Annotated in this window: 24 protein-coding genes; 17 read left to right on the plus strand and 7 right to left on the minus strand. The window is 71.0% G+C overall.

Annotated elements, in window-relative coordinates:
• The first annotated feature begins 125 nt into the window (after positions 1 to 125).
• Complete coding sequence (locus ABZW60_RS04110) at positions 126 to 1,166, plus strand: BadF/BadG/BcrA/BcrD ATPase family protein (RefSeq protein WP_355473818.1); 1,041 nt, start codon at positions 126 to 128, stop codon at positions 1,164 to 1,166.
• A gap of 15 nt (positions 1,167 to 1,181) precedes the next feature.
• Here ABZW60_RS04110 and ABZW60_RS04115 read toward each other — a convergent pair whose 3' ends face one another.
• Positions 1,182 to 1,565: a YciI family protein gene (locus tag ABZW60_RS04115; RefSeq protein WP_355473820.1), complete on the minus strand. Its 384-nt coding sequence runs from the start codon at positions 1,563 to 1,565 to the stop codon at positions 1,182 to 1,184.
• Between the two features lie 94 nt (positions 1,566 to 1,659).
• On the opposite strand from ABZW60_RS04115, the gene ABZW60_RS04120 reads away from it, so the two are divergent.
• From ABZW60_RS04120 to ABZW60_RS04135, 4 genes are all read left to right on the plus strand, one after another.
• Complete coding sequence (locus ABZW60_RS04120; protein WP_355473821.1) at positions 1,660 to 2,502, plus strand: alpha/beta hydrolase; 843 nt, start codon at positions 1,660 to 1,662, stop codon at positions 2,500 to 2,502.
• 33 nt (positions 2,503 to 2,535) lie between these two features.
• A complete protein-coding gene (locus tag ABZW60_RS04125) occupies positions 2,536 to 3,684 on the plus strand; it encodes a serine/threonine-protein kinase (protein WP_355473823.1) in 1,149 nt (382 codons plus the stop codon).
• An 81-nt stretch (positions 3,685 to 3,765) separates the two neighbouring features.
• The gene (locus ABZW60_RS04130; protein ID WP_355473825.1) at positions 3,766 to 4,365 is read left to right on the plus strand and encodes a helix-turn-helix domain-containing protein; all 600 of its coding nucleotides are present in this window, start codon (positions 3,766 to 3,768) and stop codon (positions 4,363 to 4,365) included.
• A gap of 2 nt (positions 4,366 to 4,367) precedes the next feature.
• Positions 4,368 to 5,630: an MFS transporter gene (locus tag ABZW60_RS04135; RefSeq protein WP_355473826.1), complete on the plus strand. Its 1,263-nt coding sequence runs from the start codon at positions 4,368 to 4,370 to the stop codon at positions 5,628 to 5,630.
• Here the strand turns inward: ABZW60_RS04135 and ABZW60_RS04140 are convergent.
• Positions 5,572 to 6,900, minus strand: coding sequence for a hemolysin family protein (locus tag ABZW60_RS04140; RefSeq protein ID WP_355473828.1), 1,329 nt, complete (start codon positions 6,898 to 6,900; stop codon positions 5,572 to 5,574). The two genes, ABZW60_RS04135 and ABZW60_RS04140, sit on opposite strands and share 59 nt — an antisense overlap.
• 167 nt (positions 6,901 to 7,067) lie before the next feature.
• Between ABZW60_RS04140 and galT the strand changes: the two genes are divergently transcribed.
• Both galT and galK read left to right on the plus strand, forming a co-directional pair.
• Positions 7,068 to 8,114, plus strand: a complete 1,047-nt coding sequence (gene galT / locus ABZW60_RS04145) for a galactose-1-phosphate uridylyltransferase (RefSeq protein ID WP_355473830.1) — start codon at positions 7,068 to 7,070, stop codon at positions 8,112 to 8,114.
• Positions 8,111 to 9,238: a galactokinase gene (galK, locus tag ABZW60_RS04150; RefSeq protein ID WP_355473832.1), complete on the plus strand. Its 1,128-nt coding sequence runs from the start codon at positions 8,111 to 8,113 to the stop codon at positions 9,236 to 9,238. The genes galT and galK overlap by 4 nt, the downstream gene beginning before the upstream one ends.
• Positions 9,239 to 9,253: 15 nt before the next feature.
• Here the strand turns inward: galK and ABZW60_RS04155 are convergent, their stop codons facing one another.
• A complete protein-coding gene (locus ABZW60_RS04155) occupies positions 9,254 to 10,066 on the minus strand; it encodes a DeoR/GlpR family DNA-binding transcription regulator (protein WP_355473833.1) in 813 nt (270 codons plus the stop codon).
• Positions 10,067 to 10,145: 79 nt separating this feature from the next.
• Between ABZW60_RS04155 and ABZW60_RS04160 the strand changes: the two genes are divergently transcribed.
• The 6 genes from ABZW60_RS04160 to ABZW60_RS04185 all read left to right on the plus strand — a co-directional run bounded on the left by ABZW60_RS04160 (position 10,146) and on the right by ABZW60_RS04185 (position 16,701).
• On the plus strand, positions 10,146 to 11,273 hold the full coding sequence (locus ABZW60_RS04160) for a GNAT family N-acetyltransferase (protein ID WP_355473835.1): 1,128 nt from the start codon (positions 10,146 to 10,148) through the stop codon (positions 11,271 to 11,273).
• Positions 11,274 to 11,391: 118 nt separating this feature from the next.
• Positions 11,392 to 12,054 (plus strand): GNAT family N-acetyltransferase, encoded by a 663-nt coding sequence (locus tag ABZW60_RS04165; RefSeq protein WP_355473837.1) that lies wholly within the window; start codon positions 11,392 to 11,394, stop codon positions 12,052 to 12,054.
• Between the two features lie 154 nt (positions 12,055 to 12,208).
• On the plus strand, positions 12,209 to 13,015 hold the full coding sequence (locus tag ABZW60_RS04170) for a CAP domain-containing protein (protein WP_355473839.1): 807 nt from the start codon (positions 12,209 to 12,211) through the stop codon (positions 13,013 to 13,015).
• Between the two features lie 174 nt (positions 13,016 to 13,189).
• The gene (locus ABZW60_RS04175; RefSeq protein ID WP_355473841.1) at positions 13,190 to 14,173 is read left to right on the plus strand and encodes a CAP domain-containing protein; all 984 of its coding nucleotides are present in this window, start codon (positions 13,190 to 13,192) and stop codon (positions 14,171 to 14,173) included.
• 224 nt (positions 14,174 to 14,397) lie between these two features.
• Entirely contained in the window at positions 14,398 to 16,365 is a 1,968-nt protein-coding gene (locus ABZW60_RS04180) for a hypothetical protein (RefSeq protein WP_355473842.1), read from the plus strand.
• Positions 16,366 to 16,440: 75 nt separating this feature from the next.
• Positions 16,441 to 16,701 (plus strand): hypothetical protein, encoded by a 261-nt coding sequence (locus ABZW60_RS04185; RefSeq protein WP_355473844.1) that lies wholly within the window; start codon positions 16,441 to 16,443, stop codon positions 16,699 to 16,701.
• On the opposite strand, the gene ABZW60_RS04190 is transcribed toward ABZW60_RS04185, so the two are convergent.
• Positions 16,677 to 17,630, minus strand: coding sequence for a helix-turn-helix domain-containing protein (locus ABZW60_RS04190; protein ID WP_355473846.1), 954 nt, complete (start codon positions 17,628 to 17,630; stop codon positions 16,677 to 16,679). The genes ABZW60_RS04185 and ABZW60_RS04190 overlap by 25 nt on opposite strands.
• A gap of 92 nt (positions 17,631 to 17,722) precedes the next feature.
• Here ABZW60_RS04190 and ABZW60_RS04195 point away from each other — a divergent pair, with 92 nt between their 5' ends.
• Entirely contained in the window at positions 17,723 to 18,484 is a 762-nt protein-coding gene (locus ABZW60_RS04195) for an MBL fold metallo-hydrolase (protein WP_355473848.1), read from the plus strand.
• 113 nt (positions 18,485 to 18,597) lie between these two features.
• Positions 18,598 to 19,068 carry a lamin tail domain-containing protein gene (locus tag ABZW60_RS04200; RefSeq protein WP_355473850.1) on the plus strand — a complete coding sequence of 157 codons (471 nt, stop codon included), beginning with the start codon at positions 18,598 to 18,600 and terminating at the stop codon, positions 19,066 to 19,068.
• On the opposite strand, the gene ABZW60_RS04205 is transcribed toward ABZW60_RS04200, so the two are convergent.
• A complete protein-coding gene (locus tag ABZW60_RS04205; protein ID WP_355473852.1) occupies positions 19,065 to 19,925 on the minus strand; it encodes an MOSC N-terminal beta barrel domain-containing protein in 861 nt (286 codons plus the stop codon). The genes ABZW60_RS04200 and ABZW60_RS04205 overlap by 4 nt on opposite strands.
• A gap of 57 nt (positions 19,926 to 19,982) precedes the next feature.
• On the opposite strand from ABZW60_RS04205, the gene ABZW60_RS04210 reads away from it, so the two are divergent.
• Positions 19,983 to 20,612 carry a helix-turn-helix transcriptional regulator gene (locus ABZW60_RS04210; RefSeq protein ID WP_355473854.1) on the plus strand — a complete coding sequence of 210 codons (630 nt, stop codon included), beginning with the start codon at positions 19,983 to 19,985 and terminating at the stop codon, positions 20,610 to 20,612.
• Here ABZW60_RS04210 and ABZW60_RS04215 read toward each other — a convergent pair.
• Both ABZW60_RS04215 and ABZW60_RS04220 read right to left on the minus strand, forming a co-directional pair.
• Entirely contained in the window at positions 20,575 to 21,381 is an 807-nt protein-coding gene (locus ABZW60_RS04215; RefSeq protein WP_355473856.1) for a fused MFS/spermidine synthase, read from the minus strand. The genes ABZW60_RS04210 and ABZW60_RS04215 overlap by 38 nt on opposite strands.
• A gap of 18 nt (positions 21,382 to 21,399) precedes the next feature.
• A complete protein-coding gene (locus ABZW60_RS04220) occupies positions 21,400 to 22,527 on the minus strand; it encodes a glycerophosphodiester phosphodiesterase (RefSeq protein ID WP_355473858.1) in 1,128 nt (375 codons plus the stop codon).
• Between the two features lie 169 nt (positions 22,528 to 22,696).
• Here ABZW60_RS04220 and ABZW60_RS04225 point away from each other — a divergent pair, with 169 nt between their 5' ends.
• Complete coding sequence (locus tag ABZW60_RS04225) at positions 22,697 to 23,689, plus strand: malate dehydrogenase (RefSeq protein WP_355473860.1); 993 nt, start codon at positions 22,697 to 22,699, stop codon at positions 23,687 to 23,689.
• Positions 23,690 to 23,732 lie beyond the last annotated feature (43 nt).

Below are 23,732 nucleotides of genomic sequence, written 5' to 3' on the forward strand. Positions count from 1 at the left end.
ACTTTTCTCAACTCGCAGCTAAAGTCAAGGCTCATCAGTGTGATCTCCCCAGATCGGGACCGTTGCGTAACCTTGTTTCCTTGTGCTTACTTATAAGCTCTTTCGAGCAGTTTGGAGCATCGCGTATGTCGGTCGAACGCCCGCTTCCGGACGCTGACGCCGCACCTGTCGACCAGGTGGTCCTGATACCTGCCGGACCGCTGGTCCTCGGCGGCGACCTCGGCGGTACGTCCACCCGGATCGTGATCGCGGACTCTGAGGGCAACGTAATCGGTCGCGGTGCCGCAGCGGGAGGGAATCCGACCAGTCATCCCGCAAGCGCGGCGGCCAACTTCGGGCAGGCGCTTCACGCCGCACTGACCGGGCTGGACCCGACGGCCGTCAAGGCGGCCGTCGTCGGCATGGCCGGCGGTGTGGCGCTCGCACGACCGGACGTGGCCGCGCAGTTCGAGGCGGCCTGGACGGGCGCCGGCCTGATCGTTGCCCCCGACTACATCGGTGATCTCGAGGTCGCTTTCGCCTCAGGTACGCCGGAACCGGACGGCACCGTGCTGATCGCGGGCACCGGCAGCAACGCCGGTCTGGTGCGCAACCACCAGCTCGTCCGCACCGCGGGCGGGCACGGCTGGCTGCTCGGCGACGACGGCTCCGGCTTCTGGCTCGGCCGCGAGGCGGTGCGCAGCGTGCTCCAGGCGCTCGATCTGCGCGAGCCGCTCGGGGCGCTCGGGCAGGCCGTCGTACAGGCGATCCTGCCCGATCGGGACGAGCACGCTGCTGCACAGCGTGAAGGATACGACGCGTTGCGTGACGATCTGGTGAGGACGGTGAACAGTCGCCCACCCGTTCTGCTCGCCGAACTCGCGCCGGCGGTGATGACGGCGTACGCACAGGACGACGAGACTGCGCGGGCCTTGGTGAAACGCGCAGCCGAATTGCTCACAGAAACCGCCGCCCGGCTGAAGACAACGTCGGACAAGGGCCCGATGGTGCTCGCGGGCAGTGTCGCGGGTGAATCTTCACCCGTCGGACAACTCATCCGGCAGCATTTTGCCGGCGAGGTCCGCACCGCCCGCGACGGCGTCGGCGGCGCCACCTGGCTGGCCCTCGGCAGCCTTGACCCCGCCCTCCCGACCACCGAGAACCACCAACGCCTGGTCGCGAACTGACGTAGCGGGGAGCGACTAGTCGAGGACGGAGACCGGGCGGACTTCCACCGCGAAGAACTCGGCCTCGGGGATGGTGGCGGCTACCTCCTCCGCTCGGGACTGGGTGGCGACGTCGATGAGGAAGACGCCGGCGAGTTGTTCCTTCGCCTCGGAGTAGGGGCCGTCGGTGGTGGCTCGGACGCCTTCGCGGACGCGGACCACGCGGGTCTTCGACGGTGGGTCGAGCGGGACGGCGGTGATCAGCTCGCCGTTGGCCTCGAGTTCCTTCAGCAGGGTGTCGAGCTGGGCGGCGAGCGCGTCGCGGGCCTTCTTCGGCAGCGCCTTGCCGGCCTCGGTGTGCAGGAACGACGGGTGACCCCAGGTGATCGGGTTGCTGTGGATCATCAGCAGATACTTCATGACCGGTGTCCTTTCGGGCAGTGAGTGGATCTTCGCAGCAGAGGTCGGAAGCAACCGGCCGCACTCGACATTTCGGCACTTTAGGCTGACGAGCATGGAGGAGATCGACTTCCGGCTGCCCGACGGGCGCGTCCTGCACGCCTACGACAGCGCGCCTGGCGACGACGCTCGACTGGCCGTCGTCTGGCACCACGGCACGCCGAACCTGGGCACCCCACCACAGCCGCTGTACGACGCGGGCGAGTGGCTCGGCATCCGCTGGATCTCGTACGACCGCCCGGGGTACGGCGGTTCGACGGCCGCGCCGCACCGCACGATGGCCTCGGTCGCCGCCGACCTGACCGCGCTGCTGGACAGGCTCGGAGTCGGCACCTGCGCACTGATGGGCTACTCCGGCGGCGGCTCGTACGCCCTGGGCGCGGCCGCGATCCTCGGCGACCGGGTCGAGGCGGTCGCCACCTTCGCCGCGATCGCGCCGTACGACGCCGAAGGCCTCGACTGGTACGACGGCATGGTCGCGTCCGGCCGCGCCTCACTGACGGCCGCCGCCGCGGGCCGCGACGCGAAGGTCCGGCACGAGAGCTCCGGCGTCGAGTACGACCCCGAGTTCACACCGTCCGACCTGGGCATGTTCGACGGTCCGTGGGGCTGGCTCGGCTCGGTCGCCGGCGAGAAGTCGATGCCGCACGGCCCCGACGGCCTGATCGACGACGACTGCTCGTACACCCGGTCCTGGGGCTGTACGCCGACCGCGATCACCGCGCCGACGCTCCTTGCCCACGGCACCGACGACGGCATCATCCCGTGCACCCACGCCCGCTGGCTGGCCGGCCGCCTCCCGGCCGCCACCCTCGACATCCACGAGGACCTCGGCCACATCTCGATCCTCAGCCGCGCCGAACCCGCCCTGGAATGGATTCGGGACCGAACTGGCTGAATCGTCAGCTTGTCATCGGGGTACCGGACGGACGTGCTGCTTGCGGAGCGCTATCGCACGTCCGAGATCCTCGGCCACGGTGGGATGGGCGAGGTCTATCGGGGGTGCGACGAACTGCTCGGTCGCCCGGTCGCGGTGAAGCTGCTGCGGCCCGACCTGACCGACCCGTTCGCCGCGGCCCGGTTCCAGCGCGAGGCGCGGGCCGCGGCCATGGTGCGCGATCCGCATGTCGTCGCGGTCTACGACTTCGGCCACTCCAACGGCGAGTACTACCTGGTCATGGAGCTCCTGGAAGGCCGCAGCGTCGCGCACGAACTCGCACTGCACGGCCCGCTCCCCGTGGACCGCGCGGTCGACATCGTCCGGCAGGTCGCGCGCGGGCTCGCGGCCGCGCACCGGCACCACATCGTGCACCGCGACATCAAGCCGGACAACCTGCTGATCGATGTCGACGGCTCGGTGAAGATCGCCGACTTCGGCATCGCGCACTCACCCGGCGGATCCATCACCCCGGCGTCGTCGGGCCTGATCCTCGGCACCAGCCTCTACCTCGCGCCCGAGCGGGCCCTGGGGCACCCGGCCACGCCCGCCACCGACGTGTACGCGCTCGGTTGCGTGCTGTACCAGCTGCTCACCGGCCGTCCGCCGTTCGAGGGCGAGAACCCGACCGTGGTCCTGTCCCAGCACGTCCAGGCCTCGCCGGCCGTGCCCGAGGAAGTCCCGGTGCCGGTCGCGGACCTGATCCGCCGGATGCTGGCCAAGGAGCCCGCGGAGCGTCCGACGACCGACGAGGTCGCGTCCTGGATCTTCTTCGACCCGCGGAACGCGACGACGGCCGAGCTCCCGCCCCCACCGCTACGCCGAAACCGGCGGGCGGTTTTCCTTGCCCTGGCCGCGCTGCTCGCAGTTCTCGCCGCGGTGACCATCGGCGTACTCACCGCTCAGAACCCCGGTACGCCGCCGGCGCCGACGGATGTCGCCCCGTCCCACGCCCCGCGGCCGTCGGCTTCACCGTCCAGGGTGGTCACGACTCCGACCGCCACGAGGACGACCACCAGAACCCCGCCCGCGACCTCGGCCCGGCCGACGGCGAAGACCCGGCCGCCGGCGACGTCGCAACCCGCCACCAAGCAGCCTCCGGGCAAACACAAACCGAAGCCCGGCAAGACTGACAAGCGCTGACAAGCGCTGACAAGCACCGGCGAGCAGCGACATTCCAAGCAATGCCTTGACATCGGATCCGGCCTGCCGCATATTCCAAGCATGTCTTTGGAAAAGGACCCGCGGCGGACGCGGCTGCTGAGTGACCCGCTGGCGATCCGGGCGATGGCGCATCCGGTCCGGCTCGACCTGAGGTCGCTGCTGGGACGGGAGGGACCGATGACCGCGGCCGAGGCCGCGCGGCATCTGGGGATCAGCCAGGCGCTGGCGTCCCACCACCTGCGGCAGCTGGCGAAGTACGACTTCGTCGAGCCGGCGCCGGGCAAGGACAACCGGGAGCGGCCGTGGCGCCTGGTATCGACGTCGCAGTCCTGGCGGGACGCGATGAAGACACCCGAGGGCGCCGCGGCCGCCGACGTCCTCGAGCAGCTGATGGCCGAGCGTGCCCTGGACGACCTGGCGAAGTGGCAGCAGCAGCGGCTGAGCGAGGACCCGGTCTGGCGGGACCACTCCGGCATCGGCCAGACCGGGCTCTATCTCACCGGCGACGAACTGGCCGAGCTCGTCGAGCAGGTCGACGCGTTGCTGCAGCGCTGGGTCGACGAGCGGCCGATCGACGACAAGTCCAAGCGCCCGCCGGGCAGCCGGCACATCTCGTTGACCCAGATCCTCACCGTTTCACCCGAGCAGGAGCAGGAGTAGTCATGAAGGACTTGTGGGGCGTCCTCGCGCGGCAGCGCGACTACCGGCTGATGCTCGGCGCCGGCCTGATCTCGCTGATCGGCGACTGGTTGCTGCGCACCGGACTCGCGTTCCAGGTGTACGTGCTGACCGGCTCGACGCTGGCGTCCGGCGGCCTGCTGCTGGCGTCGTTCCTCCCGGCCGTCCTGCTCGGCTCGCTGGCCGGCGTCTTCGTCGACCGGTGGAACCAGCGGACCACGATGATCGTGACGAACGTGCTGAACGCGCTCGTCCTGATCCCGCTGGTCGCGGTCCACGACGCGAGCACGATCTGGATCGTGTACGGCGTCGTCCTCGCGCAGAGCTGTCTGCAGCAGTTCTTCACGCCAGCCGAGCAGTCGCTGGTCCCGGTCCTGGTGAACGCCGACCAACTCGTCACCGCGAACGCGCTGAACAGTCAGATCCGCGACCTCGCCCGGCTGATCGGCGCCGCGCTCGGCGGCGTACTGGCGGCCGCCGGCGGGCTGACCCTCCTGGCGCTCGGCGACGCCGCGACGTTCCTGATCGCGGTCGTCCTGGTCGCGGCGATGCGGCACCGGCAGCAGCGACCGCACCCGACGGAAGAGACGGCCGGCGGTGCGATCAAGCGGCTGAGGGACGAGTGGACCGAGGGTCTGCGGCTCTGCGTCGCGGGACCCGCGATGCGGCTGCTCTTCGTGTTCTGCCTGGTCACCGGGGTCGGCGAGGGCATCATGAGCACGCTGTTCGCGCCGTTCGTCAGTGCCGAGGTCGGCGGCGACGGGAAGGTCTACGGCCTGATCGTGTCGTCGCAGGCGATCGGCGGGATCATCGGCGGCCTGGTCGCCGCCGCGATCGGCTCCCGCTGGCCGGCGGCAACCCTGTGGGGTATCGGCGCGTTCGCGTTCGGCGTGATCGACACCGCGCTGTTCCTCTACCCGCTGGTGTCGAGCAGTGTGATCCCCGCGTTCGTCTGCATGATCGTGGTCGGCCTGCCCGGCGCGCTCGCCCTCGCCGGCATGATGACGGTCTTCCAGAACCTCACTGTCGACGGCACCCGCGGCCGGATCTTCGGCGCGGTCGGCGCCGCCGAGAGTGTCGCCGTCCTGGTCGGCATCGCCGCGGCCGGCGTGCTCGGCGACGCTGTCGGCATCATCCCGGTCCTCGTCGTCCAGGGCCTCGGGTACGTCGCCGGCGGGTTCGTGGTCCTCAGTCGGCGGCGGGTGCTGGCGCCGCGGCCGGAAGCTGTTCTTCCTCAGCCGGCTTGACCCGGTGCAGGCGGACGCGGGCGACCCGGCGGCCGTCCATCTCGGTCACGGTCAGGGTGTGGATGTCGAGCGCGACCTCGTCGCCGGTGGACGGGACCTTCCCGAGCCGGGCGGCGAGGAAGCCGCCGACGGTCTCGTACGGGCCGTCGGGGAGCTCGATCGCGGTGGCGTCGGCGAAGTCGTCGAGGTTCAGCAGACCGTCGACCTCGATGTCGCCGCTGCGCAGCCGGGTGGTCTCGGCCGCCTCCTCGTCGTACTCGTCCTTGATGTCGCCGATCAGCTCCTCGACCAGGTCCTCGAGCGTGACGATGCCGGCGGTGCCGCCGTACTCGTCGAGCACGATCGCGAGGTGCGTGCTGCGGCGGCGCATCTCGGTCAGCGTCGGCAGCAGCTTCGCGGTGTCCGGCAGCATCAGGACCTCGCGCGCCAGGTCGCCGACCCGCACCGAACGGGTCGCGACCGCTGGGTCGAACAGGTCCCGGACGTGCACGAACCCGACGATGTCGTCGGCCGAGCCGTTCATCACCGGGTACCGCGAGTGCGGCCGCTCGGCGGCGAACTTGACCGCCTTGTACGCCGGCATCTCCGCGTCGACGAAGTCCACCTCGGTGCGCGGCAGCATCAGCTCGCGCAGCTGCCGGCTGCCGGCCTCGAAGACGTCGTCGACGATCTTGCGCTCCTCCTCGCCGAGCGACTCGTGCGCCGAGACCAGGTCGCGGAGCTCCTCGTCGGTCATCACCTCACGGTTCGCGTTCGGGTCGCCGCCGAGCGCCCGGACCACCAGGTCGGTGGACTTGGACAGCAGCCAGATGACCGGCCGCGCACCGGACGCGATCTTGTCGACCAGCGGTGCCAGGCCGAGCGCGAAGGTCTCGGCACGCTGCAGCGCGAGCCGCTTGGCCGCCAGCTCACCGAGCACGATCGACACGTACGAGATCAGGATCGTGATCAGCACCAGCGCGACCGTGTCGGCGACCGACTCGGGCAGGCCGAGCTTCTGCAGGTGCGGCGAGAGGCCGTCGGCGAGCGTCGCACCGCCGAAGGCGGCGGACAGGAAGCCCATCAGAGTCACGCCGATCTGCACGGCGGACAGGAAGCGGTTCGGGTTGGCGGCCACCTTGGCGACCGTCTCGCCCCGCCGGCCGCGGTGCGAGAGCGCCTTCAGCTGGCTCTCCCGCAGCGAGACCAGGGCCATCTCGGCGGCGGCGAAGACCCCGCCGATCAGCACGAAGACCAGGATCAGGACGATATTGAGCAGGGTGTCGTTCATGGGTGGGGTTTCCTAGCGCCCTCTCGTCGACTGTCGAGAGGGCGGGCGTTGGGCGTAGTCGTCCATCTACCAACTCTAGCGGTGGGCAGTCCCACCGTGCATGTTCGACTTTGTTGGTTTACGATGATTCCTGGCCGGACGCGTCGTGCGGCCGGGAGGGTCACACGATGAACACACCCCGCGGCGTGCGCCGGACCGACACCAAACTGTCGGACGGCCGCGAGCTGATCTACTACGACCCGGCCGACGCGCCGGCCCGGGTGCCGCTCGAGGACACCCGCGGGCTGCCGGCCCCGCAGCCGCAGATCGAGCTGCGCACCGATCCGCTGACGGGCGACGTCATCTCGTACGCGACCCACCGCAACACCCGCACCTACCTGCCGCCGGCGGACCAGTGCCCGCTGTGCGCGAGCAAGCCGGGCAACCCGACCGAGATCCCGGACCACGACTACAACGTCGCGGTCTTCGAGAACCGGTTCCCGTCCTTCGCCGGCCCTGGCCGGACCGAGGTGATGTGCTTCACCAGCGACCACAACCAGTCGTTCACCGACCTCTCCCAGGGCCAGGCCCGGCTGGTCGTCGACACCTGGGCCGACCGGACCGCCGAGCTCGGCGCCCGCGACGACGTCGAGCTGGTCTTCCCGTTCGAGAACCGCGGCCGCGAGATCGGTGTCACGCTCAGCCACCCGCACGGCCAGATCTACGCCTACCCGTTCCTGCCGCCGCGGATGCGCACGCTGCTGGCGCAGGCCCGCAAGCACCAAGAGGTTGCCGGCAGCAACCTGTTCGCCGACGTGCTGGCCGCCGAGCGCAAGGAGGGCACCCGGGTCGTCGCGGAGAACGGCAACTGGACCGCGTTCGTGCCGGAGGCCGCCCGCTGGCCGGTCGAGGTGCACCTGTACCCGCACCGCCAGGTCGGCGGCATCGACGAGCTGTCGGTCGGTGAGCGCGACGACTTCGCGGAGCTGTACCTCGACGTCCTGAGCCGCTTCGACGGCCTGTACGGCGACCCGCTGCCCTACATCGCGGCCTGGCACCAGGCGCCGGTCCGGATCGACCGCGAGCTCGGCTACCTGCACCTGGAGCTGTTGTCGATCCGGCGGGCCAAGGACAAGATCAAGTACCTGGCCGGCTCCGAGTCCGGCATGGGCGCGTTCATCAGCGACACCCGGCCCGAGGACGTGGCCGAGACCCTGCGGAAGGTTGGCTCGTGAGCTTTCAGGACGTTTTCGGTACCGCGCCCGACGGCAGCTGGCGCGCGCCGGGCCGGGTCAACCTGATCGGCGAGCACACCGACTACAACGACGGCGTCGTACTGCCGATCGCCCTGCCGAACCAGATCGTGGTCATCGCCGCCCGGCGGACCGACGGCCGGATCGCGGTGACGTCCGGCGGGCACGACGGGGTGGTCGAGTTCGCGATCGACGACCTCGCACCGCACTCGGTCGGCGACTGGGCGGCGTACCCGGCGGGTGCGGCCTGGGTCCTGCGCGAGTCCGGGTATCCGATCGGCGGCGCGAACCTGCGCTTCGAGTCCGACCTGCCCTCGGGTGCGGGGCTGTCGTCGTCCGCGGCACTGCTCTGTGCGACCGCGATCGCGCTGCTCGGCCTCGCCGACGTGGAGGTCGACCCCGCGGAGGTGGCCCGGCTCGCCCAGCGCGCCGAGAACCAGTACGTCGGCGCCCCCGTCGGCCTGATGGACCAGACCGCGTCGATGTGCTGCACGGCCGGTCACGCGCTGGCCTTCGACATCCGCTCCGGCGCGCTGGACCAGATCCCGTTCGACCCCGAGGCCGACGGCCTGCGGCTGCTGGTGGTGGACGTGAAGGCGCCGCACCGGCACGCCGACGGTGAGTACGCCGCGCGCCGGAAGAGTTGTGAGCACGCGGCGACCGCCCTCGGCGTACCGTCGCTGCGCTCGGTCGGGTACGACGAGCTGGACGCCGCGCTCGCCCGCCTCGACGACGACGTCGACCGGCGCCGCGTCCGGCACGTGGTCACCGAGATCAAGCGCACCGAGGACGCGATCGCGCTGATGCGCGGCGGCCGGCTGCGCGACGTCGGGCCGCTGTTCACCGCGTCGCACGTCTCGCTGCGCGACGACTTCGAGGTCACCGTGCCCGAACTCGACGTCGCGGTCGACGCCGCGCTCGAGGCCGGCGCACTCGGCGCGCGGATGACCGGCGGCGGTTTCGGCGGCTGCATCATCGCGCTGGTCGAGGCCGCCGCCGCCGACTCCGTGCTGGCCGCGATCGAGAAAGCCTTCGCGGAGCAGGGATTCACCGCACCGACGTCGCTCGCCGCGACCCCGTCGGCCGGCGCGTCCCGGATCAGCTAGCGCGTCCCGGACCGACTAGGAGGCGATCACCAGGTCGCAGCCGGTGTCCCGCATCGCCTTGCGGGCCGCGGTCGACAGGCCGTTGTCGGTGACGATCACGTCCAGGTCGGACCAGGTCGCGAACGTGCTGAGCCCGACGGTCCCCCACTTGGTGTGGTCCGCGACCACGACGACCTCGCGGCTCGCCGCGATGAACGACCGGTTGGTCTCGGCCTCCATCAGGTTCGGCGTGCTGAGCCCGTGCTCGGCGTCGACTCCGTGCGCGCCGAGGAACAGCAGATCCAGGTGCAGCGAGGCCAGCGCCGCGGTCGCGATCGGGCCGACCAGCGCGTCCGACGGCGTCCGGATGCCGCCGATCAGCACGACGGTGCGGTCCGAGCGCCCGTTGCCGTGGAACACGTCGGCGATCCGCGCCGAGTTCGTGACAACTGTCAAGTTCTCCACCCGCAGGAGCTGACGGGCCAGCGCGTACGTCGTCGTACCGGCGCCGATGCCGATCGCGCTGTCCGGCTGGACGCGGGTGGCGGCCTCGGCCGCGATCGCCTGCTTGGCCGCGGACTCCTGGGTGAGCTTGGCGTCGAAGCCCGGCTCGTGCGCGCTGCGCAGCCCGACCGACGTGGCGCCGCCGTGCACCTTGTGCAGCAGGCCGCTGGAGTCCAGGGCGTCCAGGTCGCGCCGGATCGTCATGTCCGACACGCCGAACCGGTCGACCAGTTCGGCCACCGTGATCGCGCCCCGACTGTTGACCTCGGCAACGATCGTGGCCTGCCGCTGGGCGGCCAACTGGCCGCCGCGGCCGCGTGGCGGTTCTGCTCCGGCTGCGTTCACGCCCCACAGCCTAATCGCGGAACGTGCCCGTGTCAGGGAAATGTGTTGCCCGGCCGGTGGCAGCGCGTCACGCTGGAGCATGCGATTCCCCAAGGATGTCCCCGAGTTGACCGACGGCGCGGTGACCCTGCGTGCGCACACGGCGGACGACGTCGAGCCGGCCTACCGGATGTGCCAGGACCCGGTGATGCAGGAGTGGACCACCATCCCGGTCCCGTACCTGCACGAGCACGCGGTCGGCTATCTCACCGAGATGATCCCGGCCGGCTGGCGCGAGAACACGTCCTGGGCGTGGGCGATCGAGTACGACGGTCAGTACGTCGGCACCGTCGACCTGCGCGACGGCGAGGGCGGGGTGGGCGAGGTCGGGTTCGCGGTCTCGCCGGAGGTCCGCGGCAACGGGGTGATGACGCGCGCGCTCAAGCTGGTGGTGCGGTACGCGTTCGACCGGCTCGGCTGGGACCGGGTGATCTGGCGCGCGTACGTCGGCAACTTCGCGAGCCGGCGGGTCGCCTGGAAGGCGGGATTCCACGGCCTGGTGACGATCCCGGGCGGCGGGCTGTCGCGCGGCGTCCGCAAGGACGAGTGGGTCGCGTCGATCGGTCGCGACGACGAGCTCGAGCCGCACGGCCACTGGTGGACGGTGCCGGTGCTCGAGGGAGGCGCGATCCGCTTGCGGGCCTTGCGCGAATCCGACGCCCAGCGGGTGATGGAGGCGTGCGGCGACGAGCGGACGCAGCAGTGGCTGACCGGCATGCCCTCGCCGTACGGGCTGGACGACGCCAAGGGCTTCATCAACAACCGGCCCGTTGCCGCGGCGGAGGGTGAGGCCGTGGCGTGGGCGATCGCGGACGCGGTCACCGACGAGCTGCTCGGCAACGTCAGTGTCTTCGGCATGACCCACCGGATGGACACGACGGTCGGCGAGCTCGGGTACTGGATGCACCCGGACGCCCGCGGCCGCAAGGTGATGTCGAGCGCCGTCGAGCTGGTGATCGCGCACGCGTTCCGGCCGGTCGAGGACGGTGGCCTCGGCCGTCGCCGGCTGGTGGTGAGATGCGCCGCCGGGAACACCGCGTCCGCGCACGTTGCCGAGGCCAACGGCTTCACCCGGGTCGGCAACGAGCGCAGCGCCGACCGGCGCCGCGACGGCAGCTACGACAACCTGCTCACCTACGACCTGCTCGCCGGCGAGTTCAGGGGTTGACCCCGGCGACTCCGGCGCGGTATCGGTGACCCGCTGCAGGCAGAGGTTTACGGCCAGTTGGTGACAAACGACACCGGTTCCCCTCGCCGTGGCGCGATCGGGCTGCTTGAATCGACGGGTGAGAGATCGTGAGGAACTCGTCCGCCGTTGGCAGGCCGGGTGGTCCGTCTCGCGGGGCTGGACCACGGTTGAGGACGACAACGACGGCATCCTGATCGTCCGGGCAGGTGAGGAGAGCAGGCCGACCGAGTACGTCGTACTGGACGCCGACGACAAACCGGAGCGGGTGGAACGAGCCGCCCAGCTGGCCCTCGCCGACGGCGGCGGGCGCGGATCCGGCTGGATCACGCTGGCCACCGACGACAAGGAAGCCCGGATCGAGCAGCTGGAGAGTCTCGGCCTGGAGGTCCAGCAGGACCAGGACTGGCTGATGACGATCCAGCTCTCGGAGCAGCCCGCGCTGAAACTGCAGGACCGCTATGCGCTGCACACCGAACTCGAGGACGACCTGATCATCACCCGGGCCACGATGCACGGCGGGGTGGTGTCGAGCGGCCGGATGGCGGTCGTCGGCGAGGACGCGGTCGCGGACCGGATCGAGACCGACCCGGCGCACCGCCGGCGCGGACTCGGCAGCGCGGTGATGGCGTCGCTGGTCGAGGCAGCCGCGGCGAAGGGCGCCAAACGCGGCATCCTGATCGCCTCCATCGACGGCCTGCGCCTGTACCGCAGCCTCGGCTGGAAAGTGATCTCCGACATAGTCATCGCCCGCTCCCGCTGACATTCGAACCCCCTCCCCACCGCCGCGAAGCGGCGTGTCTTTCGTCGCAAGGTGCGGGAGGGCCAGGCATTCAAACGATTGCCATAGTCAAAGGGCTGTTAAAGCGGGCCTTCGCGCGCGTTGGCAAGCGTTGGCCTGGGCAAGGCTGCACAGCATGACGAACCACAGACGGCCATCCCGCAGCGGCGTGGCCGGTCCCCTCCTCGCGTCCTTCTCGGCTCTTGTTCTGATGGCCGGCGTCGGGTGGTTCGTCATGCGGCAGTCGGACAGCAAGGTGACGAGCCAGGAGGAGCCGATCACGTCGATGACCACGGCGGCCGACGACGCGTCGACCACGCCGGCCCCTCCGACGAGCCCGGCGTCCACACCTCGCCGTACGACGCCGACACCGACGCCGTCCAGGACACCGTCCACGGTCCGGAGCGTGACGCCGAAGCCGTCGCGGTCGACCACTGCACCGAGCCGCGGCAGCACCCGGACGCCGAAGCCCAGCACGTCGACACCGACGCGCTCCGCGACCCCGACACCGACCAGGACCACGAAGACCTCGAAGCCGGTCGGCGGATCCGGCCCGGCCGAGGCGCAGGTCCTGGACCTGACCAACCAGGAGCGGGCCAGGGCCGGCTGCGGACCGCTGCGCACCAACAAGGCACTGACCCAGGCCGCCGAAGCGCACGCGGCCGACATGGTCGACCTGCACTACTTCGCGCACGACAGCCTGGACGGCCGCAGCCCGTTCGACCGGATGAAGGCCGCCGGGTTCCGCGGCGGCGCGATGGCCGAGAACATCGCCGTCGGCTACTCGACCGCGGCCGCCGTCGTGCAGGGCTGGATGAACAGCCCGGGCCATCGCGCGAACATCCTGAACTGCTCGTACACGATGATCGGCATCGGCTACGACAGCGGCGTGGTGAAGCCGGACTGGGGCAACGGCAGCTGGGTGCAGGATTTCGGCGGCTGACTCGCGAGTTCAGTCAATCGTTTTCTTCAGGATTCGTTAAGAGGGTCATCGGCTCTGTAACGATGACCTCGCGCGTCGGTTAAGGTCGCTGTTCGGTGACCAGGGGGGACCTGGCTGTACCACGGGGAACGACGCGCAACTCGGTACGAAAAACGAAGAGGATTCGCCCATCCCATGACGGATTCGCCTACCCCCCGGCGGCACCGCGGCAGTAGACGAGCTCCCCGGCGGAGCCGTGGCCTGGTCGGCCCGATCGTCAGCGCGCTCTCGGTCCTGGTCGCGATCGGCCCCGTGGTCTGGCTGATGTCGCGCGACACCACCCGGGTCGACGACGCCGCGAAGGTACTGAACGTCTCCGAGGAGAGCCGCGTCGACGGTGGCTCGACCGTCGAGGGTACGACGGCCGGCACCCCGCTGATCACCGTCACCAAGACCTTGCCGAACGGCCGCACGACCACCGCCGTGGTCGGTACGCCGGCGCTCGGCGCGGCCGCGACCTCGTCGGTCTCCGGCACACCGGCCAACTCCGGTACGCCGGCCGGCACGCCAGGCAGCGTGCTCACCACGCCGACGGCACCGACCGTCGGCGTGACCACCGTGACCGTGCGGCCGACCACGCCGCGCAGTACCGCAACGACGACCGGCAAGCCGCGGCCGACGAAGACCTCGAGCTCGACCCCGGCCGGTACGCCGACCAAGACCCGGAGCACCAGTCCGACGCCGAGCGACACCCCGGAGCCGCCGACCGGCGGCGGTGGGACGAACACGCAGGAACGGCAGGTCCTGGAGTACACGAACCAGATCCGGGAGCAGCAGGGCTGCGGCCCGCTCCGGCTGGACAGCGCGCTCGTCGAGGCCGCCGGGAGGCACGCCTCGGACATGGTCCGCCGGCACTACATGGACCACACGAACCCCGACGGACAGGACCCGGGCGACCGGATGGCGGCCGCCGGGTACCGCGGGTCGAGCTGGGGCGAGAACATCGCGGCCGGCTACGACAGCGCGCAGAAGGTGGTCGCCGCCTGGATGCAGAGCGACGGGCACCGCAAGAACATCTTGAACTGCCGATTCACCACGATCGGCATCGGGTACGACCCCGGCCGGGTGCGGTCGGACTGGGGACCCGGCAGCTGGGTCCAGGACTTCGGCCGAAGCTGAGGCCGGGCCGACATGGTTGTCACTGTGCCTAGAACACCGAGTGTGGCCGGAACGTTGTCCCACGGCCACAATGTCCGACCGGTTCGCGGTCGGTCGCGGCGGGTAGATCCGTCCTTGTCATGTTGCCGGACGTTCCTGGGGGGTTCCGGTGAGACGGCTGGTGAGGCGTCTCGAGCTGGCGAGGCACGTCTTGGGGGCGCGACTTTGAAGGGAACCACGACCTGATGTCCGAGTCCGGCAACGGCCGGTACAAACCACGCCGGAAGGCGACCCGAGCGGCGTCCCGCTCGTCGCGCTCCGGCAACCGGCCCACTCCGCCCGCGGAATCCACCCCGCCCGCTCCGCCCGAGCCCCCGCGGTACGCGCCACGCACCAGCGACGAGTCACCGTTCTGGGCGAGCGCACCGAAGGGCGCCTCGTCGAGCGAGTCCCCGTTCTGGGCCGGCGGCAACCAGTCGCGCCCTGCCACCCCGCAGTACGCGCCTCGCGGCGCGCTGCCCAGCTACACCGCTCCTGACACGACGTCAGGCCTGCCCACCCGCCCGGCCGAGGAGCCCGCTCCCGGCACGGCGAGCCGGCGTCCTGCAGGTGGTACGCCGTCGTGGGTCGAGCAGTCCCTCGCGGGCGCCGACTCGGAGCCACCCAGCCGCGCCCGCCGAGCCGCCCGCTCCGAGCCCCCCACACCGCCGGGCGAAACCGCCGGCACCTGGTCCTCCCGCCGAGCCGCCGACGACTGGGCCTCCCTGGCCGCGCCGAAAGAGCCAGCAGACGCCCCGCGCGGCGGTTCAGGCCTGTCACCCAACGAATCCGGCCTCGCGAGCCGCGCGAACGGATGGGACCCGTCGTCCAGCGCAAGCGGTTCCAGTCGCGCCGCCGACGCAGGTCGCGCCGGCGCCGCCAGTACAGCTGCCGACGACCTGGCCAACGCCGGCCGCCGCTCAACCACCCGAACCGACGCAGCCGGCGCCGCGGCCGGCCTCGGCGGGGGCGCAAACGCCTCCGGCGTCAGCGGATCAGGCTCGGACGAGTTCGGCGCCAGCGGGTCGGGCCTTGGCGGATCCGCCTACGGCACGCAAGACCGGTCGGACGCGCGTGCGCGGGCGGCGGAAGGCGGCGCCGGCGGCGCGGAGCGCGCCGACGACCGGGCGGAGGCTCGTGCGCGGGCGGCTGCGGCCGGTGGCGCCGGCTTTGGAGCCGAGCAGGCTGCCTCGGCTGGTGTGAGCGCCTTCGGCGCCGAGCGTTTTGGGGGCGAAGCCGGCGGGGACGAGCACGTTGCTGCCGGTGCGGCTGGGGCCGGTGGGCGAGGGTCGTCCGGGCCGGGGCGCGGGAGTTCCGGGTCTGGCGGGCCGGGGCGGCGGGCTGCGGCTCGGTCTGCGGCGGCGGAACGAGCTTCCAAGGGACGGCGGGCAGTGATTGCCATCGCGTCCGTGGTGCTGGTGATCACGCCGATCTCCTGGATCCTGCTGCACCAGCCGCAGAACGACGAGGCGGACGCGTCCGTGCCGATCGTGACCCGCACCGACGACACCTACATCACCCCGACCACGAAGGCAGCCGTCGCGACCCCGTCGGCGCGCGTCACCGTCACACCGACGGCAACCCCGACAGTCACGCCGACCAGCACCCCGTCGGCCACTCCCACGTCGACCCCGACGGAGAGCCCGACGGACACCCCCACCACCAAGTCCTCGACCGTCACCCCCACGGTCGCACCGACGTCGGCCCCGACCACGAAGCCCACCACCGCGCCGACGTCGCCGGGCCGCACGGTCACCACACCGGGCCCCACCCAGACCACCACAACGACGCCCCCGCCCCCGCCGCCGCCCCCGGTGGACGGCGGAATGGACGCGAACGAGAAGCAGCTCTTCGACATGATCGACAACGCCCGGGTGAACAACGGGTGCGCGCGTCTGAAGCAGGACCCGAGCCTGACCAACAGCGCCGAGGGGACGGCCGGTAGCCGGGCGAAGACGGGCAGCGGGATGAACGACTCGTCCGGATCGCAGGTCGGCGCCGGCGGCGACAAGATGAACGCCCAGCAGGCCTACGACGACCTGATGGCGGACAGCAGGGGCACGGTCCTGAACTGCGGCCTGGACACGCTCGGCGTCGGGTTCGGTACGGCGCCGCGATGCACGCTCCTGCTCTTCTGCACCGACCGCAACGTGTGGGTGGCGAACTTCTCGTAGTAACCCACGCACGATTCCTCCCGGTTGGTGCGACCATGGTTTTGCGACCTGGTCCACCAATGCGGGGGAGGCTGGATGTTTTCCGAGCGTGATGACCTGGATCGGGTGGAGCCGGCGCACTTCGGGATCCATCCGGACGCGCTGGCGGCGGAGCGGCCGGATCCGCGGCCGGAGGAGGCCCGGCGGATGGGGCTGAGCCGGCACACCGAGGAGGGCGCGGTGCTGTCGTTCGCGTCGTCGCTCGACCGCGGCAAACCGGCGCACCGGATGATGGCCTGGATCCTGCTCGTCACGTTCGCCGCGCCGGTGATCTACGTCCTGCTCGTGCTGCTGTAGAACTCCTGCCGGTGCCGCTGCGGCGTCGTCCCCAGCAGGGTGTGGAAGTGATGCCGGAGCGCGTCGCTGCTCCCGAACCCGCTCTCCGCGGCCACCCGCTCGACCGCCAGATCCGTTGTCTCCAGCAACAATCTCGCCCGGTCCAGCCGCTGCCGCAACAGCCACGCCTGCCCCGAGCTCCCGGTCCGTGCCCGGAACTGCCGGGTGAACGTCCGCCGGGACATCGCCACCGCCCCCGCCCACTCGTCGAGCGACACCGGCTGGTCGAGCCGCGCCCGCGCCCACACCATCGCCTTCTCGATCACGTCGTCGGCCGGGTCCGGCGGCACCGGCACCGGGATGTACTGCGCCTGCGACCCGCTGCGGTGCGGCGCGACGACGATGTCGCGGGCGACGTTCTCGGCGACCTCGACCCCGTGATGCGTCCGGACCAGGTGCAGGCAGCAGTCCAGCGAAGCCGCCGTACCCGCGGAGGTGATCAGATCCCCCTGGTCGGACCACAGCACGTCGGCACGCACCTTCAGCGACGGGTGCCGCGCCTGCAGGTCGTCGGCGAACCGCCAGTGCGTCACGACCTCACGCCCTTCGGCGATCCCGCTCTCGGCGACCAGGAACGCCCCGATGCACAGCCCGACCACGGTCGCCCCACGCGCGTGCGCCCGCCTGATCGCGTCCAGCAGTACGCCGGACGCCTCGCGCCCGGGATGCCAGCTCGGCAGCACCACGACGTCGGCCCGGTCCATCACGTCGAGCCCGTGCTCGACGCTGATGCCGAACCCGGCGTTCGTCCGCATCGAGCCCGGCTGCTCGGCGCAGACGAGGACGTCGTACCGGTCCGGGAACCCGCGCCGCTCGCCGAGCACGAGGCACGGCACGGACAGGTGGAACGGGCTCATCCCGTCGTACGCGAAGACCGCGACTGTACGCATGGACCCAGTATGACCGAGGATGGCCCGATCTTCGGCAACTATGGCTCCCGGGCCAATGGTGAGACAGGCGGCCGGCCCGCAGGATCGTGGTCATGAAGATCACGCACATCGGCGGCCCGACCGCCGTCCTGAACCTCGGCGGCCTGACGTTCCTGATCGACCCGGCCTTCGACGAGCCGCGGGACTACCAGCTCCCGGGGCGGGTGATGACCAAGCTGATCGGCCCGGCGATCCCGGCCGCGGAGCTCGGCCCGGTCGACGTCGTCCTGGTGTCGCACGACCAGCACAAGGACAACCTCGACGACGCCGGGCGCGCGCTGCTGGCCGGCATCCCGACCGTGCTCTCGACGCCGGACGCGGCGACCCGGATCCCCGGCGTCCGCGGGCTGGCGAACTGGGAGTCGATCGACCTGCCGCGTCCGGACGGCGGCGTGATCACGGTGACCGGCGTACCCGCGCTGCACGGTCCGGAGGGCGCAGAGGAAGTCCTTGGCGTGGTCACCGGATTCGTCCTGCAGGGTGCGGGGCTGCCGACGGTTTACGTCTCCGGCGACAACGCGTCGCTCGGCCTGGTGAAGGAGATCGCCGACCGCTTCGCACCGATCGACGTCGCGGTCCTGTTCGCCGGCGCGGCGCGCACCACGCTGCTCGACGGAGCCAACCTGACCCTGACGTCGCAGGACGCGGTCGAGGCCGCACGCCTGCTCGACGCCGCCGTCGTCGTGCCGGTCCACACCGAGGGCTGGGCCCACTTCACCGAAGGCCCCGACCAGTTCGCGGCCGCGTTCGCCGAGGCCGGCCTGTCCGACCGCGTGAAGGTCCTCGCCCACGGCGTCGCGACAACCCTTGATTGAGCACTTGACGAGCACGGAGCGTGACGGCTAGCGTGTGCGACCGCCGGGGGGAACCGGCAGTTCGTGTTCATCGGGCCGGGGGGATTTCGGCCCACTGCCAAGGGGGATATTCCTTGTTCGTACGACGCTTCCGCACGCTCTTGTCCGCTGCGACCGCCGCGGTGGTGCTGGCCGGCACCGCGGCGCTCGCACCACTGCAGGCCGACGCCGCGATCACCGTCGTCCTGAGCGGTATCCAGTACGACCCGCCGGGCGCCGACGTCCGGACCAACGCCCAGCTGAACAACGAGTTCTTCACCGTGCGCAACATCAGCTCGCGGCCGATCAACCTGTCCGGCTTCCGCGTCCTGGACGCGGCCAACCACCTGTTCGTGTTCCCGCGCGGCTACGTGCTGCCCGGCCGGTCGACGGTGATCGTCCGGACCGGCAAGAACCGCAACCGCGCACTCACGCTGTACTGGAACCAGAGCTGGTACGTCTGGAACAACACCGGCGACACCGCCCGCTTCCAGACCCCGGCCGGCAAGACCTTCGACACCTGCACCTACAAGGCCGTCACCGGCCGCTACCGGGTGGCCTGCTAGCCGCGCGTCGCCGGCGCGGGGTCGGCGCCCTCGGGGATCCATTCGTGGACGACGATCTCGTCGCCGACCCGAATGTTGCCGGGAGCAAGCACTGCGGCCTTGACGCCGAAGCTCACGCCGCCGCCGTAGGCGGGCTCCCGCCGGTACGTCGCCAAGGTCCGGGTCGGTTCCGGCCCGGACTTGGCGCCGGTCGCCTGGTCCACGGTCGGTACGGCGCAGCGGATCCCGCGCGCGGAGTACCCGATCTCGACCTCGCCGGCAGCCATCCGGAGCACCTTGTCCTCGGTGTGCGGCTCGTCCCACCCCGAGACGACGAGGTTCGGCCGGAAGCGGTTCATCGGGATCGCGTCGCCGCCGCGCTCGAGGATGCGGGCGTTCAGCCCGTCGAGTGACGACTGCGACGTGATCATCAGCGCGTGCGCGTCGCCGAAGCCGGTCAGCCCGCGGTGCGCGCCCCATCCGGGCCGCTCGTGCTCGGGCGTCACCCGGACCAGCGCCGCCGGCGTGCCGAGCCGCGCGCTGAACCATTCGTCCGCGGCCGGATCCTGGACCACGCCGAGCCCGAACCATTTCTCGAACAGGCTGACGTCGCGCCGCTTCCCGTCGTACCGGATCCCGACCTCGAGCTCCGGCGCGCCCGGCGCCGACAACCGCAGCGCGTCACCGGCGAGCGCGGCGTGCAGCGTCGCCATGGCCGGCAGTTTGCGCTGACTGAGGAACGTCCCGTCGGGCTGGACCAGCATGAACAACCGGTCGTTCAGCAGACCGGTCGGTCCGACCTCAGCGGTCTCGACAGGGACCCCGGCGAGGCCCTTCACCGGGTAGTAGGCCAGGGCGGCAACCTTCGCGACAGACACAGGCACAAGCCTAACTGCCCTTGCTCTGTTGAAACGTGTTGAGTTATGTTTGATCACGTGCAGGACTTCGCAGGGGCCTTACAACGGGTACGCCGGCACGCGGGCCTGAGCTACCGCCAACTGGCCGAGCGTGCGCACTACTCGCATCCACACCTGATCCGCGCGACCAGCGGCAAGCACCTGCCGACGTGGGACGTGACAGCGGCCTATCTGCGGGGCTGTGGGGTCCCGGCCGACCTGATGCCGGTCTGGCGCCGGCGCTGGGAGCAAGCGAGCCGCGACCCGCGCGACATCGTCGGCCTGCTGGAGAGCGCGGAGAGCCTGCAGGACCTGGGCGCGGCCGTCGCGGCGCTCGCGCGACCGCGCTCGCTGCGCGCGCTGGAGCAGGAGACCGGCATTCCCCGGACCACGATCCAGGCCTGGTTCCAGGGCACCCGCCGGGCCGGTCCGGACCGGCTCGACAAGCTGGTTCGCTCGCTCGGGGCAACGCCCGAGGAGCGGTCGGCCGTCGCCCGGGCCGCGCACCGGTTGAGCGCGGGGCGAGCCGGCCCCGCACAGGAGCGAGGCGGCTCCGGACCCGAGCGAGCTGGCCCCCGACCCGAGCGAGCTGGCCCCGGACCCGAGCGACCTCGCGCCGAACCCGGGCGTCTCAGCTCCGGAAGACCGAGGCCGGCGCGCGCGGCGTGACGAAGCCCTCGGCGTCGGTCAGGGGCGCAGCCTTGCCGGCGAGCTCGCCCAGCGGCATCACGTCGTACGGCGGTTGCGCCCGCCGGCCCGCGTCGGTCAGGTCCGGCACCGGCTGCCGCGACGCGACCATGATCACGTTCCCGAAGCCCTTGCCCCGCAGGATCTTCCGCTCCGCCAGCACCACACCCGCCCCGATCGACTCCTGGACGGTCGCCGCGGTCCGGCGGATGAACGGCAGGCCGGCCTTGCCGTCGATGAGGTTCGCGACGAGGACGCCGGTCGGGCGGAGCACCCGCGCGCACTCGGCGAAGAACTCCGCCGTGACCAGGTTCGCCGGGACGGCCTCGTGCTCGAACGCGTCCAGGATGACCAGGTCCATCGAGTCGTCGTACAGCTCGGTGATGCCCGCGCGGCCGCTGACCGGGCGGACCTTGATCCCGGACCGCTTCGGCAGCGGCAACGCCTCGCGGACGAACTCGGTCAGGTCCTCGTCGGGTTCCAGCACGATCTGCCGGGACCGCGGCCGGGTCACCGCGACGTACCGCGGCAGGCTCAGCGCGGCCCCGCCGATATGCGCGACCGCGACCGGCTGCCGCCGCGGCGCGACCGCGTCCACGACGTCACCGATCCGCCGCATGTACTCGAACGCCAGGTGACCCGGGTCCGCGAGGTCCAGCTGCGACTGCGGCGACCCGTCGATGCGCAGCACGAACGTCCCGTCGTGCTGCACCTCGACACTCGCCAGCCCCGAACCGGTCTGCCGCTCCACGCGGCTATCTTTCCAGGCCTACCGGGCTTCCTTCTCCGCAGCCACCGCGATGTCGGTGTTGTCGGTGAACAGGCCGTCGACACCGGCCTTGCGGTACGCCGCGATCTCACCGAACAGGTTGCCCGAGTCCGACGGCACCGCGGAGCTGTCGAAATCGGCCGGCAGGAAGGTGTTCTCGACCCGGAAGGTGTACGGGTGGACGACCAGCCCGGCCTTGTGCGCGTCCGCGACCAGAGCGGTCGGCGTGCCGAGCTTGCCGGTCGCGTCGAGCGGGATCACCTGGTCCTTGCTGGGGCCGACGCCGTCGGCGTACGTCGCGACCTCGCGCAGCCCGCGAGCACTGACGATGTCGGCGTACGTGCGCTTGTCGCCGGAGACCACGAAGTCGTACGGCGCACCGCTGGAGCTGGTCAGCTGCACCAGCGGGACGCGGAGCTCGTTGGTCAGCGCCTTCAGGTTGCCGACCTCGAAGGACTGGACGTAGACCCCCGCGTCCTTCCGGTTCAGGCCGTTGCGGTTCAGGGTCCGCACCAGCTCCGGCTCGAGCGCGAGGCCCTGCTGCCGGAAGTACGTCGGGTGCTTGGTCTCCGGGTAGATGCCGACCGGGCGTCCGAGCTCCTTGGAGAGCCGCTTGCTGAGGTCGATCACTTCCTGGAAAGTCGGGATCTGGTAGTGCCCGTCGAACACGGTGTTGTGCTGCCGGGTGGCGGGGATCCGCTCCTTCGCGCGCAGCGTCTTCAGCTCGGCGAGCGTGAAGTCCTCGGTGAACCAGCCGGTGACGGCAACACCGTCGAGCAGCTTGGTCGTCTTCCGGCCCGCGAACTTCGGGTGGGCGGCGACGTCCGTCGTACCGCCGATCTCCGGCTCGTGCCGCGCGACCAGTACCCGGTCCTTGGTGGTGACCAGGTCCGGCTCGATGAAGTCGGCACCCATCCGGGCGGCCAGCTCGTACGACGCCAGCGTGTGCTCGGGCCGGTAGCCGGACGCGCCCCGGTGCCCGACGATCACGAAGTCGTCGTGCTTGCTCGCCTGGACGGCCGCGGGAGCGGCAGGTCCGGTGGACGGCACGGCCTGCGGTACGACGACGGCCGCGGCGACCGCGAGCGACGAGGCGGCCACGGGGACCAGCCGGCGAGGCAGCTTCATGAGACTCTCCTAACAAGTCAGGGACTGGGCGCAACCTTCCGGCATGCCGGAGTCCCCCGAGTAGCCGCACGGTGAACGATCGCCCGGAATGTGAGCAACCCAGCGTTGGACCTCGGCGCGAGGCTTGCTAGCGTCCGAAGCACACAATCGGATGAGCTAGGAGCGAGTCGTGAGCACTACACCGGTGAAGGTGGCCGTTACCGGGGCCGCGGGGAATATCGGTTACAGCCTGCTGTTCCGGATCGCGAGCGGAGCGCTGCTCGGCCCCGACACGCCGGTGGAGCTGCGGCTGCTGGAGATCACCCCGGCGCTGAAGGCGCTCGAGGGTGTGGTGATGGAGCTCGAGGACTCGGCCTTCCCGACGCTCGCCGGCATCGAGATCGGCGACGACCCGAATGTCGTGTTCGACGGTGTCAACGTCGCGCTACTGGTGGGTGCGCGGCCGCGCACCAAGGGGATGGAGCGCGGTGACCTGCTGGAGGCCAACGGCGCGATCTTCACCGTCCAGGGCAAGGCGCTGAACGAGCACGCCGCGGACGACGTCCGGATCACCGTCACCGGCAACCCGGCGAACACCAACGCGCTGATCGCGAAGAGCAACGCGCCGGACATCCCGGCCGAGCGGTTCTCCGCGCTGACCCGGCTGGACCACAACCGGGCGCTGGCGCAGCTGGCGAAGAAGACCGGCACGCACGTCACCGACCTGAAGAAGCTCACCATCTGGGGCAACCACTCCGCGACGCAGTACCCGGACATCTTCCACGCCGAGGTGGCCGGCAAGAACGCGGCCGAGGTCGTCAACGACCAGGCCTGGGTGGAGAACGACTTCCTGCCGACCGTGCAGAAGCGCGGCGCCGCGATCATCGAGGCCCGCGGCGCGTCCTCGGCGGCCTCCGCCGCGGCCGCCACGATCGACCACACCCGCGACTGGCTGAAGGGCTCGGCCGACGGCGACTGGCTGTCGATGGCGGTCGTCTCCGACGGTTCGTACGACGTCCCGGAGGGCCTGATCTCGTCGTTCCCGGTGACCACCAAGGACGGCAACTGGGAGATCGTCCAGGGCCTGGACATCAACGAGTTCTCCCGCGGCAAGATCGACGCGTCGGTCGCCGAGCTCGGCGAGGAGCGCGACGCGGTCAAGGAGCTCGGCCTGATCGGCTGACCACACCCCTGACAGCACCTTGACAGCACAGAACGCCCCCGGG

This window comes from Kribbella sp. NPDC003557 (genome assembly GCF_040610805.1).
Classification (GTDB): domain Bacteria; phylum Actinomycetota; class Actinomycetes; order Propionibacteriales; family Kribbellaceae; genus Kribbella.

Excerpts from the sequence above, each read along its gene's own strand:
- ABZW60_RS04110 (WP_355473818.1), top strand. The coding sequence starts at position 126 with ATGTCGGTCGAACGCCCGCTTCCGGACGCTGACGCCGCACCTGTCGAC.
- ABZW60_RS04115 (WP_355473820.1), bottom strand. The coding sequence starts at position 1,565 with ATGAAGTATCTGCTGATGATCCACAGCAACCCGATCACCTGGGGTCAC.
- ABZW60_RS04120 (WP_355473821.1), top strand. The coding sequence starts at position 1,660 with ATGGAGGAGATCGACTTCCGGCTGCCCGACGGGCGCGTCCTGCACGCC.
- ABZW60_RS04130 (WP_355473825.1), top strand. The coding sequence starts at position 3,766 with ATGTCTTTGGAAAAGGACCCGCGGCGGACGCGGCTGCTGAGTGACCCG.
- ABZW60_RS04135 (WP_355473826.1), top strand. The coding sequence starts at position 4,368 with ATGAAGGACTTGTGGGGCGTCCTCGCGCGGCAGCGCGACTACCGGCTG.
- ABZW60_RS04140 (WP_355473828.1), bottom strand. The coding sequence starts at position 6,900 with ATGAACGACACCCTGCTCAATATCGTCCTGATCCTGGTCTTCGTGCTG.
- galT (WP_355473830.1), top strand. The coding sequence starts at position 7,068 with ATGAACACACCCCGCGGCGTGCGCCGGACCGACACCAAACTGTCGGAC.
- ABZW60_RS04160 (WP_355473835.1), top strand. The coding sequence starts at position 10,146 with ATGCGATTCCCCAAGGATGTCCCCGAGTTGACCGACGGCGCGGTGACC.
- ABZW60_RS04170 (WP_355473839.1), top strand. The coding sequence starts at position 12,209 with ATGACGAACCACAGACGGCCATCCCGCAGCGGCGTGGCCGGTCCCCTC.
- ABZW60_RS04175 (WP_355473841.1), top strand. The coding sequence starts at position 13,190 with ATGACGGATTCGCCTACCCCCCGGCGGCACCGCGGCAGTAGACGAGCT.
- ABZW60_RS04180 (WP_355473842.1), top strand. The coding sequence starts at position 14,398 with ATGTCCGAGTCCGGCAACGGCCGGTACAAACCACGCCGGAAGGCGACC.
- ABZW60_RS04185 (WP_355473844.1), top strand. The coding sequence starts at position 16,441 with ATGTTTTCCGAGCGTGATGACCTGGATCGGGTGGAGCCGGCGCACTTC.
- ABZW60_RS04190 (WP_355473846.1), bottom strand. The coding sequence starts at position 17,630 with ATGCGTACAGTCGCGGTCTTCGCGTACGACGGGATGAGCCCGTTCCAC.
- ABZW60_RS04195 (WP_355473848.1), top strand. The coding sequence starts at position 17,723 with ATGAAGATCACGCACATCGGCGGCCCGACCGCCGTCCTGAACCTCGGC.
- ABZW60_RS04220 (WP_355473858.1), bottom strand. The coding sequence starts at position 22,527 with ATGAAGCTGCCTCGCCGGCTGGTCCCCGTGGCCGCCTCGTCGCTCGCG.